The sequence below is a fragment of the Acinetobacter sp. ANC 5378 genome (assembly GCF_013004315.1).
GTDB lineage: Bacteria > Pseudomonadota > Gammaproteobacteria > Pseudomonadales > Moraxellaceae > Acinetobacter.
The window spans coordinates 24,985-43,666 of sequence record NZ_JABERK010000031.1; the positions used below are offsets into that span (position 1 = coordinate 24,985).

General features: G+C 41.5%; 11 protein-coding genes. All 11 read left to right on the plus strand.

Annotated features, from left to right (window positions below):
* Positions 1-87 precede the first annotated feature (87 nt).
* The 11 genes from purH (at position 88) to mutS (ending at position 18,481) form a co-directional block, all read left to right on the plus strand.
* Positions 88-1,662, plus strand: a complete 1,575-nt coding sequence (gene purH, locus HLH16_RS07555) for a bifunctional phosphoribosylaminoimidazolecarboxamide formyltransferase/IMP cyclohydrolase (RefSeq protein ID WP_131289609.1) — start codon at positions 88-90, stop codon at positions 1,660-1,662.
* A gap of 129 nt (positions 1,663-1,791) precedes the next feature.
* Positions 1,792-3,075, plus strand: coding sequence for a phosphoribosylamine--glycine ligase (gene purD / locus HLH16_RS07560; protein WP_131289611.1), 1,284 nt, complete (start codon positions 1,792-1,794; stop codon positions 3,073-3,075).
* A gap of 960 nt (positions 3,076-4,035) precedes the next feature.
* Positions 4,036-4,905: a MetQ/NlpA family ABC transporter substrate-binding protein gene (locus tag HLH16_RS07565; protein WP_131289613.1), complete on the plus strand. Its 870-nt coding sequence runs from the start codon at positions 4,036-4,038 to the stop codon at positions 4,903-4,905.
* A 73-nt stretch (positions 4,906-4,978) separates the two neighbouring features.
* Positions 4,979-6,004, plus strand: a complete 1,026-nt coding sequence (locus HLH16_RS07570; RefSeq protein WP_131289615.1) for a methionine ABC transporter ATP-binding protein — start codon at positions 4,979-4,981, stop codon at positions 6,002-6,004.
* Positions 6,001-6,696 (plus strand): methionine ABC transporter permease, encoded by a 696-nt coding sequence (locus tag HLH16_RS07575; protein WP_131289617.1) that lies wholly within the window; start codon positions 6,001-6,003, stop codon positions 6,694-6,696. The genes HLH16_RS07570 and HLH16_RS07575 overlap by 4 nt, the downstream gene beginning before the upstream one ends.
* A gap of 218 nt (positions 6,697-6,914) precedes the next feature.
* Positions 6,915-10,481 carry a DNA polymerase III subunit alpha gene (dnaE, locus tag HLH16_RS07580; protein WP_171528868.1) on the plus strand — a complete coding sequence of 1,189 codons (3,567 nt, stop codon included), beginning with the start codon at positions 6,915-6,917 and terminating at the stop codon, positions 10,479-10,481.
* 33 nt (positions 10,482-10,514) lie between these two features.
* Positions 10,515-11,372: an RNA methyltransferase gene (locus HLH16_RS07585; protein ID WP_171528869.1), complete on the plus strand. Its 858-nt coding sequence runs from the start codon at positions 10,515-10,517 to the stop codon at positions 11,370-11,372.
* Positions 11,365-12,171 carry a serine O-acetyltransferase gene (gene cysE, locus HLH16_RS07590; RefSeq protein ID WP_171528870.1) on the plus strand — a complete coding sequence of 269 codons (807 nt, stop codon included), beginning with the start codon at positions 11,365-11,367 and terminating at the stop codon, positions 12,169-12,171. Before HLH16_RS07585 ends, cysE begins: the two co-directional genes overlap by 8 nt.
* Positions 12,172-12,354: 183 nt before the next feature.
* Positions 12,355-13,269 (plus strand): ABUW_2363 family tetratricopeptide repeat lipoprotein, encoded by a 915-nt coding sequence (locus HLH16_RS07595; RefSeq protein WP_214646655.1) that lies wholly within the window; start codon positions 12,355-12,357, stop codon positions 13,267-13,269.
* A 123-nt stretch (positions 13,270-13,392) separates the two neighbouring features.
* Positions 13,393-15,402: an esterase/lipase family protein gene (locus HLH16_RS07600; RefSeq protein WP_171528871.1), complete on the plus strand. Its 2,010-nt coding sequence runs from the start codon at positions 13,393-13,395 to the stop codon at positions 15,400-15,402.
* A gap of 427 nt (positions 15,403-15,829) precedes the next feature.
* Positions 15,830-18,481 carry a DNA mismatch repair protein MutS gene (mutS, locus tag HLH16_RS07605; RefSeq protein WP_171528872.1) on the plus strand — a complete coding sequence of 884 codons (2,652 nt, stop codon included), beginning with the start codon at positions 15,830-15,832 and terminating at the stop codon, positions 18,479-18,481.
* The last annotated feature ends 201 nt before the right edge of the window (positions 18,482-18,682 follow it).

The window sequence follows — 18,682 nt, forward strand, 5'->3', positions numbered from 1 at the left end:
AATGCTCACGGTTACCGTGGGCATTTTTTTTATCTTATATTTTGCCTGCTGTTTTAATCTAGACCTTTAATATTGTTGACGAAAATCATGACTATTAAACGCGCTTTAATCTCTGTATCTGATAAATCAGGGATCGTTGAATTTGCTAAAAACCTCGTGGCTCTTGGGGTAGAAATTTTATCTACTGGCGGTACCTATAAGTTGCTTAAAGACAACAATATCGCTGTAGTGGAAGTTTCAGAGCACACTGGGTTCCCGGAAATGATGGATGGTCGTGTTAAAACACTCCATCCAAAAATTCATGGGGGTATCTTAGCTCGCCGTGGTCTAGATGAAGCGGTAATGCAAGAACACAACATCGATGCCATCGATTTAGTGGTTGTTAACCTTTATCCGTTTGCTGCAACCGTTGCTAAACCGAACTGTTCATTGGCTGATGCGATTGAAAACATCGACATCGGTGGTCCGACGATGGTTCGTGCTGCTGCGAAAAACCATGCCTCTGTAGGTATTGTGGTTAATGCTTCTGACTACGACACTGTAATTGCTGAAATGAAAGCAAACGGTGCGTTATCTTATGAAACTCGTTTCGACTTGGCAGTTAAAGCATTTGAACATACTGCGCAATACGATGGCATGATCGCTTCTTACCTTGGCGCTCGCGTAGGTAAAGAAGAAGGTCAGGCAGACAAATTTGCCCGCACTTTCAACACTCAATTGAACAAAGCACAAGATTTGCGTTACGGTGAAAACCCGCATCAATCTGCTGCATTCTATGTAGAAAGTACTGCAACTGAAGCTTCTGTTTCAACTGCGAAACAACTTCAAGGTAAAGAACTTTCTTATAACAACATTGCAGATACAGATGCAGCGCTTGAATGTGTTAAATCATTCTCGAAACCTGCTTGTGTGATTGTTAAACATGCTAACCCATGTGGCGTTGCAGTATCTTTAGACGGCATTCAAGCGGCTTATGATCTTGCATATGCAACAGATCCTGAATCTGCATTCGGCGGCATCATTGCATTCAACCGTGAATTAGACGTAGCAACTGCACAAGCCATTGTTGATCGTCAATTCGTTGAAGTGATCATTGCACCAAGTATTGCTGATGGCGTACTTGAAGTGACTGGCGCGAAGAAAAACGTACGCGTACTTGTATGTGGCGAACTTCCAGCTATTGATGCACGTCAATCGCAACTTGATTATAAACGCGTAAATGGCGGTTTACTGGTTCAAGACCAAGACTTGGGCATGATCACTAAAGATGATCTTAAAGTAGTTACCAAACGTGCGCCAACTGAACAAGAAATTGATGACATGATCTTCGCTTGGAAAGTAGCGAAATACGTGAAATCAAATGCAATTGTTTATGCGAAAAACCGTCAAACGATTGGTGTGGGCGCAGGTCAAATGAGCCGCGTAAACTCTGCTCGTATTGCTGCAATCAAAGCTGAACATGCTGGTCTAGTGGTTGAAGGTGCTGTAATGGCATCGGATGCATTCTTCCCATTCCGTGATGGTATTGATAACGCTGCGAAAGCAGGTATCAAATGCATTATCCAACCGGGTGGTTCTATGCGTGATGAAGAAACCATTGCAGCAGCTGATGAAGCTGGTATCGCAATGGTATTCACTGGCATGCGTCATTTCCGTCACTAATTGATGGATTAAAAATGTAATGACAACGTCATTCATGTCAAATAAAACAGATTTTTAAATCTTGCATAAAGTCCTCTCCTTTTCAGGCTGAGGACTTTATGTCATTTTCGATTCATGGAGTATGAACCGATGAATATTTTAGTTTTGGGTAATGGCGGTCGTGAACATGCATTGGCATGGAAAATCGCGCAAGACGATAAAGTCGCGAAAGTCTTTGTTGCTCCGGGCAATGCAGGCACAGCAACTGAAAATAAATGTGAAAATGTAAATTTAAGCATTTTAGACAATGCTGCAATTATCGACTTTGCAAAAAATAATGCGGTTGATTTAGTCATTGTTGGTCCAGAAGCACCACTAGTCAATGGTGTTGTGGATGCATGCCGTGCAGCTGATGTGAAAGTTTGGGGTCCAACTCAATTTGCGGCTCAATTAGAAGGCTCTAAAGCTTTCGCAAAACATTTCTTGAAACGTCACAATATTCCAACAGCATTTTATGATGTGTTCACGGAAGTTAATGCTGCTAAAGCATTTGTTGAGAAAAATGGTGCACCAATTGTAATCAAGGCCGATGGTCTTGCTGCAGGTAAAGGTGTGATCGTTGCCATGACCAATCAAGAAGCATTTGATGCGATTGATGACATGCTTGCCGGCAACAAATTTGGTGATGCCGGTTCACGCGTAGTCATCGAAGAATTCCTTGCAGGTGAAGAAGCATCTTTCATTTGTATGATTGATGGCGACAACATCCTGCCAATGGCAACTTCACAAGATCACAAACGCATTTTTGAAGGCGACCAAGGTCCGAACACTGGCGGTATGGGTGCTTACTCTCCTGCTCCTGTTGTGACCCCAGAAGTTTTTGATCGTGTCATGAAAGAAGTGATGCGTCCAACTGTAGATGGCATGAAAGCAGATGGTCACGTGTACACAGGTTTCTTATATGCAGGCTTGATGATTGATGAACAAGGTCAACCGAAAGTGATCGAATTCAACTGTCGTTTTGGCGACCCTGAAACTCAGCCAATCATGATGCGTTTAAAATCATCTTTGGTGGATCTGGTTGAAGCGGGTATTGCGGGTAACTTACCTGCGGAAGCTGAATGGGATGAGCGCAAGACTGTCGGTATCGTACTGGCATCTAGAGGCTACCCTGAAACTTCTAGCAAAGATGATGTGATTTCTGGTTTAAACACCGAAATGACAGATGCCAAAGTATTCCATGCAGGTACAGCGACCAATGCCAATGGCGAAGTTGTGACTGCTGGCGGTCGTGTTCTATGCGTTACAGCATTAGGCAACACGATTGGCGAAGCGCAAGCAAAAGCATTAGAGCTTTGTGAAAAAGTGACTTTTGACGGCGTTCAATATCGTAAAGATATTGGTTACCGTGCGATTGCTCGTGAAAATGCTTAATTCTTTTAAAGAATAGATTAAGCCTAAAAAGCCCACATTTTCGTGGGCTTTTTTAATATGTTTTATGCTCACTAGTTTTAAAATCTAATTATGATTTCAAGAAGTTCATATTTCACACTAAAAACCTAGTCAGCCACACTTCCACCTTCAAATAAAGCTTAAGCTCATGTTTTTAAATAACTAAAAAAAATCTGTTATAAAAATACTTTGTATTTCATATATTTAAAAAATAGATCGACCTAAAAAACAGTAAAAGACCAGCTTGGAAAATTGCTAACAACTTTGTTTAAAAAATAATCTTTTTGAGTTTTCGCTGATTTCTCAAAGCATTTATTTGCTGAATAATTCACAAACTCTTCGAAACAATATTTCGTATAAAAAACTTGCTTCCCCTCTCACCTCTATTATTGCTTCATTAATAAACTCACTATGCCGTTTTTTCCTGAATTCATCCCACAACACTTCATAAAAACCCTAAGAACAAAGACCTAGAGCGTTAAGATAAAAAAAGAAGTTTAGAATTTTCACTTATCCATTTTTCATCTTTGTATTTTCAAAAATCTTATATAGAAGAAAAAAACGCTTAAATATCAGTTTTATTAATTTCAATAAACTTAATCTATTGTTTTATGAGTTATTTTATTAAAACCCTAATCTTTGTTATGAAAAATAAAGCTAAGAGTAAGATTTATAATCACTATTATGCATAACAAAAAATTGTTATGATTATGCAAATTTAAAGATAGCTTGAATTATTAAAGCTGCTTTGAATACAGCGACTTGCTGTTCACAGTTTTACATTTATTTGCTTATGCGACTGATCTCTGATTGCATTGAATTTCAGGTCTATTTAAAGTCGTATACATTAATCAGTATTTACTGATTCAAGCTTGATTTTAATCTCTCTAATAAATGATTCGTAAATTTAAAGCCAAAATTAAATTTACCTGGGATGAACACATGAAAAAGCTCCTTGGACTTGTTTTAGGCCTAACTGTTGGTTTGGCAGGTTGCTCTAAACCAGAAGCACCTGCAACTGACGCGGCAAAAAATGATACAGCAAAAGAACAAACTGTAGTGATGGCATCAACGGGTTCAGATGCAGACATCTGGCGTTATATTGCGACATTGCCTGAAACCAAAAAAGCAGGTATCAAACTTGAAGTGAAAAACTTCACTGACTATGTTGCTATGAATACCGCTGTTGCCAACAAAGAAGTTGATATCAATGCATTCCAGTCTTATGCGTATTTGGTAGCATTCAATGCATCGAATAAAGACAAGATTGCCCCGGTTTCTACTACTTATCTTGAGCCAATGGGTATCTACTCAAGTAAAGTAAAAAAAGTTGAAGAATTTGCCAATGGTGCAACCATTGCCATTCCAAACGATGCAGCCAATGAAGCACGTGCCCTATTGCTTCTTCAATCTGCAGGTCTGTTAAAGCTTAAAGCCAACTTTGACCCTGCAACAGGCACTCCAAACGACATTACTGAAAATGCTAAAAAAATCGTGATTAAACCGATTCAAATGGCGACTGCTGTTCGCGTAAAAGATGAAGTGGATGCGATTGTTTTAGGCAATACACTTGCGCTTGAGGGTGGTTTAAACGTACTGAAAGATTCAATCTATTATGAGCCAGTAGACCAAAGCACCAAGTTAAATGTAAACATTTTAGCGACTGCTGAATCACGTAAAGATGATCCTTTACTACAAAAAGTTGGTGCGTTGTATCACACCGAAGCTGTGAACAAATATGTGCAAGAAAAATTTGGTGGTACTAAGGTTGATGTAAATAAACCAATTAGTTATCTAACTGAAACAAAATAGTAATATAATCATTCAAACCAAACAGGCAAAGTGACTTTGCCTGTTTTTTATTTTCTGCTTAGTTTTTGACGATATGATTGAATTTAAAAACATTTCAAAGCACTATCAGCTAAAAGGTCAAACCATCCGCGCTCTGGACCAAATTAATTTGGAAATTCCAGAAGGCAGTATTTTTGGCATTATTGGCTATAGTGGCGCAGGTAAAAGCACCTTAATTCGTTTGATTAACTTATTGGAACGGCCGAATGAAGGTCAGGTGATTATTAATCAAAAAGATTTTACCGCTTTGGATGCACGCTCATTACGTCAAGAACGTGCAAACATCGGTATGATCTTTCAGCACTTTAACCTGTTACAAACCAAAACTGTTGCGGCAAATATTGAAATGCCACTGAAGCTTTTGGGTGTAAGTAAGGCTGAACGTGAAAAACGCTTAAACGAATTACTTGAGTTTATTGACCTCAAACATAAAAAAGATGCTTTCCCCGATGAGCTTTCGGGTGGGCAGAAACAACGTGTCGGTATTGCCCGCGCACTTGCCAATCATCCTAAAATTTTACTCTGTGATGAAGCAACTTCCGCACTGGATCCGCAAACCACCAAATCTGTTTTAGCCTTACTCAAAAAAATCAATAAAGAACAGAACATCACCATTGTGATGGTCACCCATGAAATGGATGTGATTGAAACGGTTTGTGATTATGTCGCGGTGATGGAACAAGGTAAAGTGATTGAAACCGGTTCAACCCTCGATATTTTTAGTCAGCCGCAACATCCAACCACCAAAAACTTTATTCAAACGGTGCTTCAGCAACAGTTACCGGTCAATATTTTAAAGAACCTCGAAAATCAGAATCATAACAGTATTTATTGCCTGCAGTTTTTAGGCAAATCTGCTCAAGAAACTGTGGTACAAGCGGTGATTAAGAAGTTTGATATCAGTTTAAATATCCTGTTTGCCAACATGACTGAAATTAATGGCACCGTAATTGGACAGATGTTTATCCAATTGTTAGGTGATCCGGCAATTATTCAACAAGCAATTGAATTTTTAGAACAAAATGGCGTAAAAGTTGAACATTCAGGAGATCAGGTATGAGAGATTTAATCGTACAATGGTTGACTGAACTGACTGCCCCATTTTGGCAGAGTTCCCTGTCGATTGACCAGTTTGTTACAGCTTTGCAAGAAACCTTTCACATGGTGTTCTTCGCGATGCTGTTTGGCGGAATTTGGGGCTTTATCCAAGGGATTATCTTATTGGTTACTCGACCTGAAGGCATTCTTCCCAATCGTGCGGTTTATCATATTCTCAACCCGATTGTGAATGCCCTCCGCTCGCTACCTTTCATCATCCTGCTCATTGCAGTGATTCCCTTAACCAAATTTTTAGTCGGGACTTCAATTGGTACATGGGCAGCGATTGTTCCCCTGACCATCTACATTGGTCCGTATATGGGTCGCCTGATTGAAACCTCATTGCTTGAAGTGAATGAAGGAATTGTCGAGTCGGCTCAAGCCATGGGTGCCACGCCTTTACAGATTATTTTCAAGTTTATTTTGCCCGAATCGCGCAGTTCACTGATTTTGAATTTAACCACCGCGACCATTAGCTTAATTGGTGCAACCGCAATGGCGGGTGCAGTGGGTGCCGGTGGTATTGGTGATTTGGCGATTTCATATGGCTATCAACGCTTTGATACCAGCGTAGTGATTTTAACCGTGATTGTGCTTTTACTCTTGGTGCAAATTGTTCAGACCATGGGTGAATGGCTCGCCAAGTTAAGATAAATACTGGTCATCTTAAATCTTTAAAACCCTCGCTTAGAGGGTTTTTATTTGGCAAAAATATTCTGCTTAAAAAGAATCCATTTTTTGATTTTATCAATTAAAACATCAGCTATAACCAATATTATGATCAAAAATCTACTTGAAATTTGGTAAATATTAAGCCATTCCCACATTCAGAGCATGCTAAAATAGCCGTCAGTTTTTGCAGGGACTCATTTATGCACTTTGTTCATCTTGGTATACATACAGAATTTTCAATTACGGAATCGATCGTACGTATACCTGATCTTATGAAAGCTGCAGTGAATGATGAAATGCCCGCTTTGGCATTAACAGATCTGTCCAACTTGCATGCCGCAGTTAAATTTTATAAAAAATGCCTGGATAAAGGCATTAAACCGATTCTGGGCAGTGTGATTCGCCTGAATGATGCAGACCATAAAGCAACCCTGCTTTCCATGACCAACAAAGGTTGGCGCAGCCTGACCGAAATTGTTTCGCGTGGCTTTATTGAAGGTCAACAGCTTGATATTCCTTGCGTAAAAAAAGAATGGGTGCTTGAACAGAATCAAGACATCATCGTGCTGTTAGGCATGCATAGTGATGTCGGAAAAATGCTCAATTCATCCAACCCGCAAAAAGCTGAAGCACTGCTAGAAGAATGGATTGAAAAATTTGGTAATCGGGTGTATTTGGCCCTGACCCGTACCGACCGACCAGATGAAGAAAGTTTCATTGCAGGAGCGGTTAAGCTGGCTCAAAAATACAATATTGGTGTCGTGGCACATAATGATGTGCATTTTATTGCACAAACTGACTATGAAGCGCATGAAGCCCGTGTCTGTATTGCTGATGGCTATGTCCTCGGCGATAACCGTCGCCCACGTTCTTACAGTCCTGAGCAATATTTCAAAACTGCCGAGGAAATGACTGAACTGTTTTCAGACATTCCAACAGCGATTGAAAACACCTACCACATTGCCAAACGCTGTAATGTCAGCTTGCGTTTAGGCTTCAATGACCTTCCCGACTTTCCCATTCCAGAAGGTCATACCATTGATACCTTCTTTGAACATATTTCTAAACAAGGCTTGGAAGAACGCTTGAACTTTCTTTATCCCGTTGAAAAACGCGATGAAGACTGGCCAGAAATTCGTAAAAAATACGATGAACGTCTAGCTTACGAGATCGGGACGATCCTGAACATGGGGTTCCCGGGCTACTTCCTGATCGTGATGGACTTCATCCAGTGGTCTAAAAATAATGGCGTACCGGTAGGTCCGGGCCGTGGTTCAGGTGCGGGTTCACTGGTGGCCTATAGCCTGAAAATTACCGATCTTGACCCACTGCGTTATGACCTGCTGTTCGAACGTTTCTTGAACCCTGAACGTGTCTCAATGCCCGACTTTGACATCGACTTCTGTATTGCAGGTCGTGACCGGGTTATTGACTATGTGGCCCGTCATTATGGCCGTGATGCAGTATCACAGATTGCTACTTTCGGTACCATGGCAGCAAAAGGTGCCATCCGTGATGTCGCGCGTGTACTGGGTAAATCTTACGGACTTGCAGACCGTATCTCGAAGTTGATCCCGACCAAACCGCTCGGTGTAGACCTGCGTGGTGCCATCGACATGGAACCACAGCTTAAAGATATCGTCACCAATCCGTCTAATCCAGACAATGATGATGCGGCTGAAATCTGGGAAATGGCACTGAAACTTGAAGGCATAACCCGTAATACCGGTAAACATGCCGGTGGTGTGGTGATTGCACCCGGTAAAATTACCGATTATTCAGCAGTGATGTGCGATGCGGATGGTACCAACCGCGTTGCACAATTCGATAAAGATGATGTTGAATCAGCCGGTTTGGTCAAGTTCGACTTCTTGGGTCTGCGTAACCTGACCGTAATTGAAGATGCGATTCAAAATATTAATAAACGCATTGGGCCGGAAAAAACCGTGGATATTGCGCATATCCCGCTAGACGACGCCAAAGCCTATTCAATTTTCGCAAATGCCAATACTACGGCGATCTTCCAGTTTGAATCCGTCGGCATGAAAAAAATGCTGAAAGAGGCGCGTCCAAGCAAATTCGAAGAAATTATTGCCTTCGTATCCTTATACCGTCCGGGTCCAATGGATCTTATTCCCGACTTTATCTATCGTATGCATGGTGGCGAGTTTGAATATCTGCATCCATTATTGGAAGGCGTACTTGAACCGACTTATGGGATCATGGTTTATCAGGAACAGGTAATGCAGGCTGCACAGTACTGTGCCGGTTATACCCTCGGTGGTGCGGACATGCTACGCCGTGCCATGGGTAAAAAGAAACCTGAAGAAATGGTCAAGCAGCGTCAAATCTTTATTGAAGGTGCCGCAAAAAAAGATATTGATGAGGCGACCGCCAACCATATCTTTGACTATATGGAAAAATTTGCCGGCTATGGTTTCAACAAATCGCATGCCGCCGCTTATGCACTGGTTGCTTACCAGACAGCATGGTTAAAAGCCTATTATCCGTCTGAATTTATGGCAGCGGTACTCACTTCGGAAATGCAAAATACCGACAGTATTGTATTTTTGATTGATGACTGCCGAATTAATGGCTTAGAAGTGTTCCCTCCTTCCATTAACATGTCTTTTTACCAGTTCCATGCCAGTGATGAAAAAACCATTGTTTATGGCCTAGGTGCAATTAAAGGCGTGGGTGAAGCAGCCATGCAATCGGTGATTGACTCACGTTTGCAGGATGGTCCTTACAAAGATTTATTCGATTTCTGCCATCGTATTGATTTGAAAAAAATCAATAAACGAACTTTGGAAGCACTCATCCGTTCAGGGGCTTTAGACTGTTTAGGCATTGATCGTGCCAGTATCATGGCGCAATTACCTGAAGCGGTTCAAGCGGCCGAACAGGCACGAAGTAATCGTGAAACCGGGATTATGGATTTATTTGGTGAAGTTGAAGAAGTTCAGCGCAAACCATCCAAACCGGTAAAACCTTGGTCAGATGAAGTCCGTCTTAAAGGCGAAAAAGACACCCTTGGCTTGTATTTAACCGGACACCCGATTGATGTTTATCGTCCAGAGTTAAAATCCTTTATTCCAGTACGAATTAACGAATTAACCCCGACACGTCGCGGAGTCACCACGGTCTTTGCCGGACTGGTGGTCGATGTTGCCAACTTCCCGAACCGGATGATGGTGACACTAGATGATGGTACGGCACGTATAGAAGTTTCTGCCAATCATGAACGCTTCCAGCGTTTTAAAGATGTCATTCAAGCCGATCGTGTGGTGGTGATTGAAGGCGAAATCTACGAACGTGAAGGTTATGACCGTCCAATGGGACGTTTAACCAAAGCGTTCAGCCTGAATGATATTCGTCAGAAACGTGCCAATAGCATCCAGATTAAACTGAATCATGAATATTTGACCAAGACCCTAAGTCAGGATTTACAAAAGATTCTGCTTCCATTTTGTAATGTCGATATGTGTAATCATATTCCAATGCAATTACAAGTTGATTATCCCTACGCTTCAGCGGAAGTTCACTTGGGTCTGAATTGGAAAGTCGCGCCACAGGACGAACTGCTGGCGAAATTACGCGATTATTTTGGCAAAGATGTCATCCATATTGAATACCAAGTGAAATCCAAAGCTGCCAAGGCTGCGCATCATCAGGGTAAGCCAGTCCAGATTGCACCGCCACCTGCCAATATCAGCATGGATGATGCGATGGATCTGTATCAGGCTGAAGCCAACCAATATTCTTAATTTTTAAATATTTAAATTCAAATCGGACACATTATGAGTCAAGTTGACAATGCTGTTGTTTCAGCACATCTCTCCCATGTGCGTATTGTCATGGTCAATACCACATTACCGGCGAATATCGGTAGTGCTTTACGTGCAATGAAAACCATGGGTTTATCCAAACTAGTACTGGTTGCACCTAAAACCTACCCGCATCCGGACATCAATGCTTTGGCTGCGGGTGCAGTAGATTTAATCGAGCAGATTGAAATTGTACCGACTTTAGAAGATGCCATTAAAGATTGTCATCTGGTTTTTGGCACCAGTGCCCGTAGCCGCACCATTCCGTGGCCTTTGCTGGATGCACGCCCTGCCGCTGAAAAATCACTCAATGCAGTAGTGAAAGATCAACAGGAAATTGCGATTGTATTTGGTCGTGAAGACCGTGGCTTAACCAATGAAGAACTGGCGATGGCCAATTATCACGTCACCATTCCGGTCAATGACGATTATGGCGTACTCAATGTTGCTCAAGCTATTCAGGTGATTTGCTATGAAATGCGTATGGCAGCCATGGCATTAACCGAACAGAAAGAAGATCCGGAAGCAACCATGCAAGTGACCGATACCGAGTCGATGCATTGGGATGAGCCTTTGGTCACGCATGAACAAATGGAACAGTTCTACCCACATATTGAAAAAATGTTGGCAGAAATTGAATTTATGGATCCAAAAAATCCACGTTTATTGCCTTTACGCTTGCGTCGTCTATTTGGACGTATACAATTAGACCGTATGGAATATCATTTACTTCGTGGCATATTCACTCGTGTACAAGCCATGAATAGTGGTAAATGGAAAAAATCTACAGACAAGACAACAGATTCTTCAGAGGATCAACCTAATGCTTAAACAGCTCAGAGAAGACATACAGGCTGTATTCGCGCGCGATCCTGCAGCTCGAAACACCTTAGAAGTTCTAACCACTTATCCCGGCATACACGCGCTGATTATGCACCGTATTGCCCATGAACTTTGGCAAAAAGAGTGTAAAGGCTCTGCTCGCCTGCTGTCTTCTTTTAGCCGTTTTGCCACAGGCATTGAAATTCACCCGGGTGCGAAAATTGGTCGTCGTTTCTTTATCGATCATGGCATGGGTGTAGTGATTGGTGAAACTGCCGAAATTGGTGATGATGTCACGCTGTATCACGGTGTAACGCTGGGCGGCACAACCTGGAATAAAGGTAAACGTCATCCAACCTTGGAAGATGGTGTGGTGGTGGGTGCAGGGGCAAAAATTCTTGGACCTTTTACTGTCGGTAAAAACTCCAAAGTCGGTTCCAATGCAGTGGTGACTAAAGAAGTTCCACCGGATACCACGGCTGTTGGCAATCCAGCCCGCTTTATCACCAAAGACAAACCGAAAGATGCTGAAGAAGCACGTCGCCGTGATTATGCAGAAAGTATTGGTTTCCAACCTTATGCGGCTACACAAGATCAGTCAGATCCTATTTTAGATGGAATGCGTGTTTTGCTGGATCGAATTCAACTCAATGAAAAACGCATGAATACCTTATGTCAGCGTTTATCGTTACTCGATCCTTCATTTAAAAAGCAGCAAGATGAACAACCGTTTAGTGTTGAAGAGCTTAAAATCATTGAAGATGTGCGCCGTGAATGCGAAGCGCAAAGCAGTCAATCCAAAGCCTAAAGTGCTTATGTGAATTTTCACAATTGCTAACTTGCGTGTTTATCAGAGTTTTCTTAGACTGACAAACATGCAAGTTGGGTTTATTGACACTTCATCTGCCCAATTTGAGCCTACAGCGCAAGCCATTTATGAAATATTAACAGCCCCTAATTAATTTTAAAATTAAATGAATGGATGATCCATATGACCCTTAAGCCTTTGGCATGTACATTAATAGCGGTTTCTTTACTTTCTGCATGTAGCATGGCACCGAAAGAAGACAAAAAGTCGACTACTCCAATTATTTTCACTGAACCCGATTTGACTCCACCGTTCTATGCGCTGAATCCGTTTAACTACGATGCTCCACCTCCATTTGAAATTGCATTAAAACAAGCTGCAGCACAGCCTGTTACTAAAATGGAAGTGAATCTGCAAAGCAACCCTTCCAAGAAAGTGACTCTAGATGTCAATAAGCTCATTATTCCAACGGTGAACAGCAATACACGCAATTTGAAATTTGCCGTGCTTGCGGGTGAAAATGAAATTGATATCACTGAAATTGATGATTTTTTACAATTGGTTGAAGGTAAAGCACGTCATTACCCACCTCGTTTTACTGAACGTCAGGAACGTAAGGGTTTTGAAGCCAAACTAAAAGAATTGACTCAACAGCTCGATATTTTAGCATCTAGAGATAATGCGTCTTTTGATGTTCTGATTCGTGCATTTAAAGCCAGTGTAATGGCGCGCAACCTGGACTTGGGTTCAGTCTATACCACCAAATCTTTAACCTATGCGCAGCGCATTTTAAAAATCAACAAAGAAGATGCCGAAGCAAACTTCTGGTTTGGTTTTGGTTTATCTGAAGGAGGTGGTCAGCGTGAAGCGATTCCTTATTTAGATAAAGCAATGAAAGCGGGTGTACAGGAAGCGTATCTGTCTGCGGCAAACAATTACATTGCCATGGAACAAAAGAAAAATGCGATTCAAACTTTGAAAAATTACAAAGTAAAATATCCGCAAGAAGCTGAAGTGGCTGACCGTTTAATTGCTGAAATTGAAAAGCAAGGTCGCTGGAATGTATGGCAAATGCTTAACCCACCTAAAGCACCTTAATTTTTAAGTTTTGATTGAAATAGGCCGTCCAGTACGGTCTATTTTTTGTGTATGAATTGAAAACCAGAAGAATTATCGTATCATGAAGAAAATTCAAATAAATACTTACCACAGACTATTATTATGCCAAAACAGATATACAGAGTTTTATTTGCCGCGCTATTCAGTAGTTATCTGCTGACAGGATGTCAAATTGTAAGTGTTAAAAATCAAGCCATCAACGTCACCATTGCCAATGAACGAGAAAGTATACTCACCCGCAACAAATTGAGTGAAGCCAGTTTAAATGTGCTTTCAATGACAGGTCGTGAAGCAAAAATCTGCTCTGATGAACCTGAAAAATGTGTCCAGGAGCTACAACAAATTCCCCAAATTCAAGATGAACAATTATTATCTACAGCAAGTGAAGTTTACTTAGCCAAAGCCTTAAGCTTTGAAAATTCAAGTGATTGTAAGATCGGCATATTAACCAGTACCAAGTCAGAAGAAAAACAACAGCTCCAGCAAGTGACTTATGATAAATGTTTGGACCAACAACTTTATATGCTGGATAAAAGTATTCGATACAGTTATGCCTACATGTTTAAAACCAAACGCGAACCTCAAGACCGTATTTTTGATAACAGACAGGTCCAGATTCGTGACTTTTATAACTTAGCCCTAGCCAAATTGGTTTCCACGTATGCGCTACGTTACAAACCCACGGAAGTCGAACACCAGATTAAAGTCGGCAAAAGCATCTACAGCATTAACTTTGATCATTACCCGCAACTTAAAGAACAGAAAATTGAGCAGTTGCTTTCAAGTTATAACCTGAATTTTTCGGGGTTACGTTCAATTAACCGCCGTGATGGTTTTGGTTCAGAATTTGTTGTCGTTTTACCGCAAGTTAAGGATGATATCGGTGAAGGTAAAAATAAATACATTATCGACCCGATCAATTTTAGCTACAAAAATGGCATCAATCCGAATATTCATCAAGCGCGTTATTTGGCAGCCACTCTTACCACGCAGCCGAAATCCGCGAGCAATCTTGAGGATATTTTAAATAAGGCAGAGTTTGAATTAAAAGCTTTTGATCCCTACAAATATGAAAAAGTGGAGATAGCAGGCAAAACCTATCCGCTTGCCGCTAACTTCTCTACGCCCTATGGTTTATGGCTGGCACAAAATAATCTGGGTAAAGCGGCCTATTTGACCCTGATTGATCGTGACGATCATCTCACCATGCCGCATTTATATATGCTGGAACCTTATAACCCGAATAAAAAAGTCATTGTATTGGTGCATGGTCTCGCCAGTAGTCCTGAAGCCTGGATTAGACTGACCAATGACATTATGGGTGACACGGTACTACGGGAAAACTTTCAGGTCTGGCAAGTATTCTATTCAACCAATATGCCGATGATTGAAAGTCGCTTTCAAATCTATGCCCTGCTCACCCAAGCTTTTGCACAGGTGGATGCCAAAGCACCCGCCAAAAAAGATGCCGTTCTGATTGGACATAGTATGGGAGGTATTATTGCCCGTCTTTTGGTCAGCGATGCAGACGTGACTAAAAAGGCTTTAGCCATGATGAATAATCGTCAATTAAATAAATACCAAAAATTACCGATCGTTTCACAACGCTTGGTCATGAAGGATATTCCTAATTTTAGTCGTGCGATATTTCTAGCCTCTCCGCATAGAGGAACTGATTATGCCGATCGATGGTTTACCAAGGCCGCGCGTAAAATTATTCGTATACCGGGTGCCTTCCTTTCTGCGATTGGTGACAGCATACAAAACCAGGATCTAGACGTCAAAGATCTAATCACCCAGATTGATCATGGTCTGATTCAAAATGGTCCCAGCGACTTAAGTCATCAGTCAAAATTTATGGAACTCACCAAAGACATTACCCCACGTAAAGGTCTCGCCTTCCATTCCATTATGGGCAATATCACCAACAGTGATGATCTGAATATCATTACCGATGATGTCGTCCCTTACAAGAGCGCCCACCTAAATGGGGCTGTTTCTGAAAAGATCATCAAAGGTGGACATTCCATTCAGGAAACTCCCGAAGCCGTTTTAGAATTGCGTCGAATATTACGCCTCCATTTGGCCCAGTTAGGTTTACATAAACCGTAACCCTTAAGATTGATCCATTTCAGCCGATCATGTGGATGAAGCATGATCTGCTATTCAATTTGGTGTGAAGATATTTTCTTAGGCTATCTCCACGCATCATTAAAATATTTCAAATCTAGCTTATTGATCTTTATTACGGCGATATTCACCCGCCTGAATATCGCCATAAACAAATTAAAAACTGCTGCACTAATTTTTACGTAATTATTGCAAAGCATTTTTCTCTGCTCATGCAAATTTGATAAGATAAGCCACTCGAATGAAGTTAAGTTTTTTGATCGACACGACTTGCCAGAAAATTAAAAAATATAAGACCTGAATGTCTTACTGGTAAATAAACTTCTCTTCATGCAAAAAATTGAAATTGGTGAGACAGCCAAGTTTTTAGCGATCTAGATTTATTCAAATATTTAAGGATTTTACCTCAATGAGTTACCCGGAAATCATGGCTGATCTTTCCACTTTAACGCCAATGATGCAGCAATATTTAACTGTAAAAATGCAGCATCCTCACTCACTCATGTTTTACCGTATGGGTGACTTTTATGAGTTGTTTTTTGATGATGCGCATAAAGCTGCAAAATTACTGGGTATTACTTTAACCCATCGTGGCAAAGCCAATGGTGAACCGATCCCGATGGCAGGCGTACCTTACCATGCAGCTGAAGGTTATTTAGCACGTTTGGTCAAGAAAGGCGAAACCGTTGTCATTTGTGAACAGCTTGGTGAAGGCGAGAGCGCAGGCACTCGCGGTAAGGCACCTATGGAACGCGGTGTAGTCCGAATCATTACGCCCGGCACACTGACAGATGATGCCCTGCTTAACAGTCATCAATCTTCCAATTTGGTCGCGCTTTGCATTCAACAAAATCAAATTGGTATTGCGCTGTTAGATTTAAGTGCAGGCATTTTCAAGGTTCAACAACAAGACTTTCAACACGAGCAACTGGCGATAGAGCTTTCCCGCTTAATGCCAAGCGAGATTCTGGTGGATGAAGATATTGTTGATCCCAATATTATTGAACAAATCAAAAAGCAACTCGAGTGCCCTGTCACCAAGCGTCCGAATGTCGATTTCAACGTCAATAATGCTCAAAAAACCTTATGTGATCAGTTGGCCGTGTCGACCCTTTCAGGTTTTGGTATTGATCATTTACCACTGGCAAAAGCCTCTGCAGCAGCACTGATTCACTATGCCAAAGAAACCCAAAAAACAGCTTTACCGCATATCCGTTCCATTCAACTGGAACAAAGCAATGACTTCATTGCCTTAGATCCCGTCACACGTCGCAATTTAGAGTTAGTCGAGCCATTGTTTGATCATGGGACATCGTTGTTTCAACTGATCAATGACTGTCAAACGGCAATGGGCGGGCGTTTACTTAGCCGCACCTTAATGCAGCCGCTACGTGATACCAAATTACTGGATGCTCGCCTGGATGCAACGGCAGCGATGCTGAATGGCTATCATGAATCGCCGATTCGCTTGGTACTGAAAGATATTAGTGATATTGAACGTGTGCTAAGCCGTATTGCTTTAGGCAGTGCACGTCCACGTGATTTAGTCCAATTGCGCCAAGCCTGTGCGCAAATTCCTTTATTACGTCATGCCATTCAGCCGATGACTCAAGCCAAGCAATCTACATTAATTCAACAATTAGATCATGAATTGGGTGATTTCAAGGGGCTATACCAACGCCTGATGTCAGCCATTGTTGAACATCCTCCGGTATTACTTCGTGATGGTAATGTCATTGCAGAAGGTTTCGACAGTGAACTGGATGAACTGCGTAAAATTCGCGATCATGCAGGTCAGTTCCTGATTGATCTGGAAACGCAAGAGCGTATTAATACCGGCGTTCCTACCCTTAAAATTGGCTATAACCGGGTTAGTGGTTACTATATTGAACTGACTCGCGCGCAAGCAGATCAGGCACCAAATCATTACATTCGTCGCCAGACTTTAAAAAATGCAGAGCGCTATATCACGCCAGAACTCAAGTCTTTTGAAGATAAAGTGCTATCCAGTGAATCGCGTGCGCTGGCGCGTGAAAAAATGTTGTTTGAAATGCTCTTGGATGAATTACGCCAAGATATCGGTAATTTACAAATGATGAGCAGCGCGATTGCACAAATTGACATGCTGGCCAACTTTGCTCATCAGGCACGTTTACGCAACTGGTCGCGTCCGGAATTTAGCCCTGAAATCGGGGTAAAAATTGTAGCAGGTCGCCACCCTGTGGTTGAAGCTTTAAGTAAAACGGCTTTTACGCCAAATGATACAACTCTAGACTTTAACCACCGTATGGCCATTGTGACGGGGCCAAATATGGGTGGTAAATCCACTTTTATGCGTCAAACTGCACTGATTACCCTATTGGCTTATTGTGGCTGCTATGTTCCTGCAAAATCTGCGGTGTTAGGTCCCATTGATCGGGTCTTTACCCGTATTGGCTCCGCAGATGACCTATCTACCGGTAAATCGACTTTTATGGTGGAAATGACGGAAACTTCACAAATTCTGCATCACGCCACCAACCAGTCTTTGGTACTAATGGACGAAGTGGGACGTGGTACCAGTACCTATGATGGCTTATCTTTGGCTTGGGCATGTGTGATTGACTTAAGCAAGCGCATTAAATGTCTGTGCTTATTTGCGACCCATTATTTTGAACTCACTGAACTGGGCAAGGAATCAGGCATCGATAACTACCATGTCACCGCCAAAGAATTAAATGGCAATTTAATTCTGTTACATAAAGTTCAGCATGGTCCTGCAAGCCAAAGTCATGGTCTGCAAGTGGCAAAATTAGCCGGTATTCCCGCCAGCGTGATTAAAGAAGCACAAAATCGTTTAAAGATTTTGGAAAAGCAGCAACATCAACAACTGAATAAAGCGGTACAAAATGACTTATTTAGTGTGGCGGATGAATCGTCCATTGAAGTGATTGAACGTATTGTTGAGGTTGAGAAAGATGTGCCTGCGCTGAATCTATTAAGAGCTTTAGATGTCGATAGTCTTTCACCACGTGAAGCACTACAACAAATTTATGCTTTGAAAGATGCCTTAGATGCTTAATTTGAAACCATCATGAATAAGTCAAAGACTCCTAAATAGGAGTCTTTTTCATTTAGATGCCATATTTAACGCTATATTCATTTTTTATCAAAATTAACAGCCTTATATATAACAAATATCAATAAAAGCAATTGTTAGTTACCTGCATTTTTGCCTAAAATACAGCAAGAGTAATTAGAACCATATTTTTTAGGTAGCTGT

Bases quoted from the DNA above. Each gene is read 5' to 3' on its own strand.
- HLH16_RS07575 (WP_131289617.1), top strand. From the start codon at position 6,001: ATGAGAGATTTAATCGTACAATGGTTGACTGAACTGACTGCCCCATTT.
- purD (WP_131289611.1), top strand. From the start codon at position 1,792: ATGAATATTTTAGTTTTGGGTAATGGCGGTCGTGAACATGCATTGGCA.
- cysE (WP_171528870.1), top strand. From the start codon at position 11,365: ATGCTTAAACAGCTCAGAGAAGACATACAGGCTGTATTCGCGCGCGAT.
- HLH16_RS07565 (WP_131289613.1), top strand. From the start codon at position 4,036: ATGAAAAAGCTCCTTGGACTTGTTTTAGGCCTAACTGTTGGTTTGGCA.
- HLH16_RS07570 (WP_131289615.1), top strand. From the start codon at position 4,979: ATGATTGAATTTAAAAACATTTCAAAGCACTATCAGCTAAAAGGTCAA.
- HLH16_RS07595 (WP_214646655.1), top strand. From the start codon at position 12,355: ATGACCCTTAAGCCTTTGGCATGTACATTAATAGCGGTTTCTTTACTT.
- purH (WP_131289609.1), top strand. From the start codon at position 88: ATGACTATTAAACGCGCTTTAATCTCTGTATCTGATAAATCAGGGATC.
- HLH16_RS07585 (WP_171528869.1), top strand. From the start codon at position 10,515: ATGAGTCAAGTTGACAATGCTGTTGTTTCAGCACATCTCTCCCATGTG.
- HLH16_RS07600 (WP_171528871.1), top strand. From the start codon at position 13,393: ATGCCAAAACAGATATACAGAGTTTTATTTGCCGCGCTATTCAGTAGT.
- mutS (WP_171528872.1), top strand. From the start codon at position 15,830: ATGAGTTACCCGGAAATCATGGCTGATCTTTCCACTTTAACGCCAATG.
- dnaE (WP_171528868.1), top strand. From the start codon at position 6,915: ATGCACTTTGTTCATCTTGGTATACATACAGAATTTTCAATTACGGAA.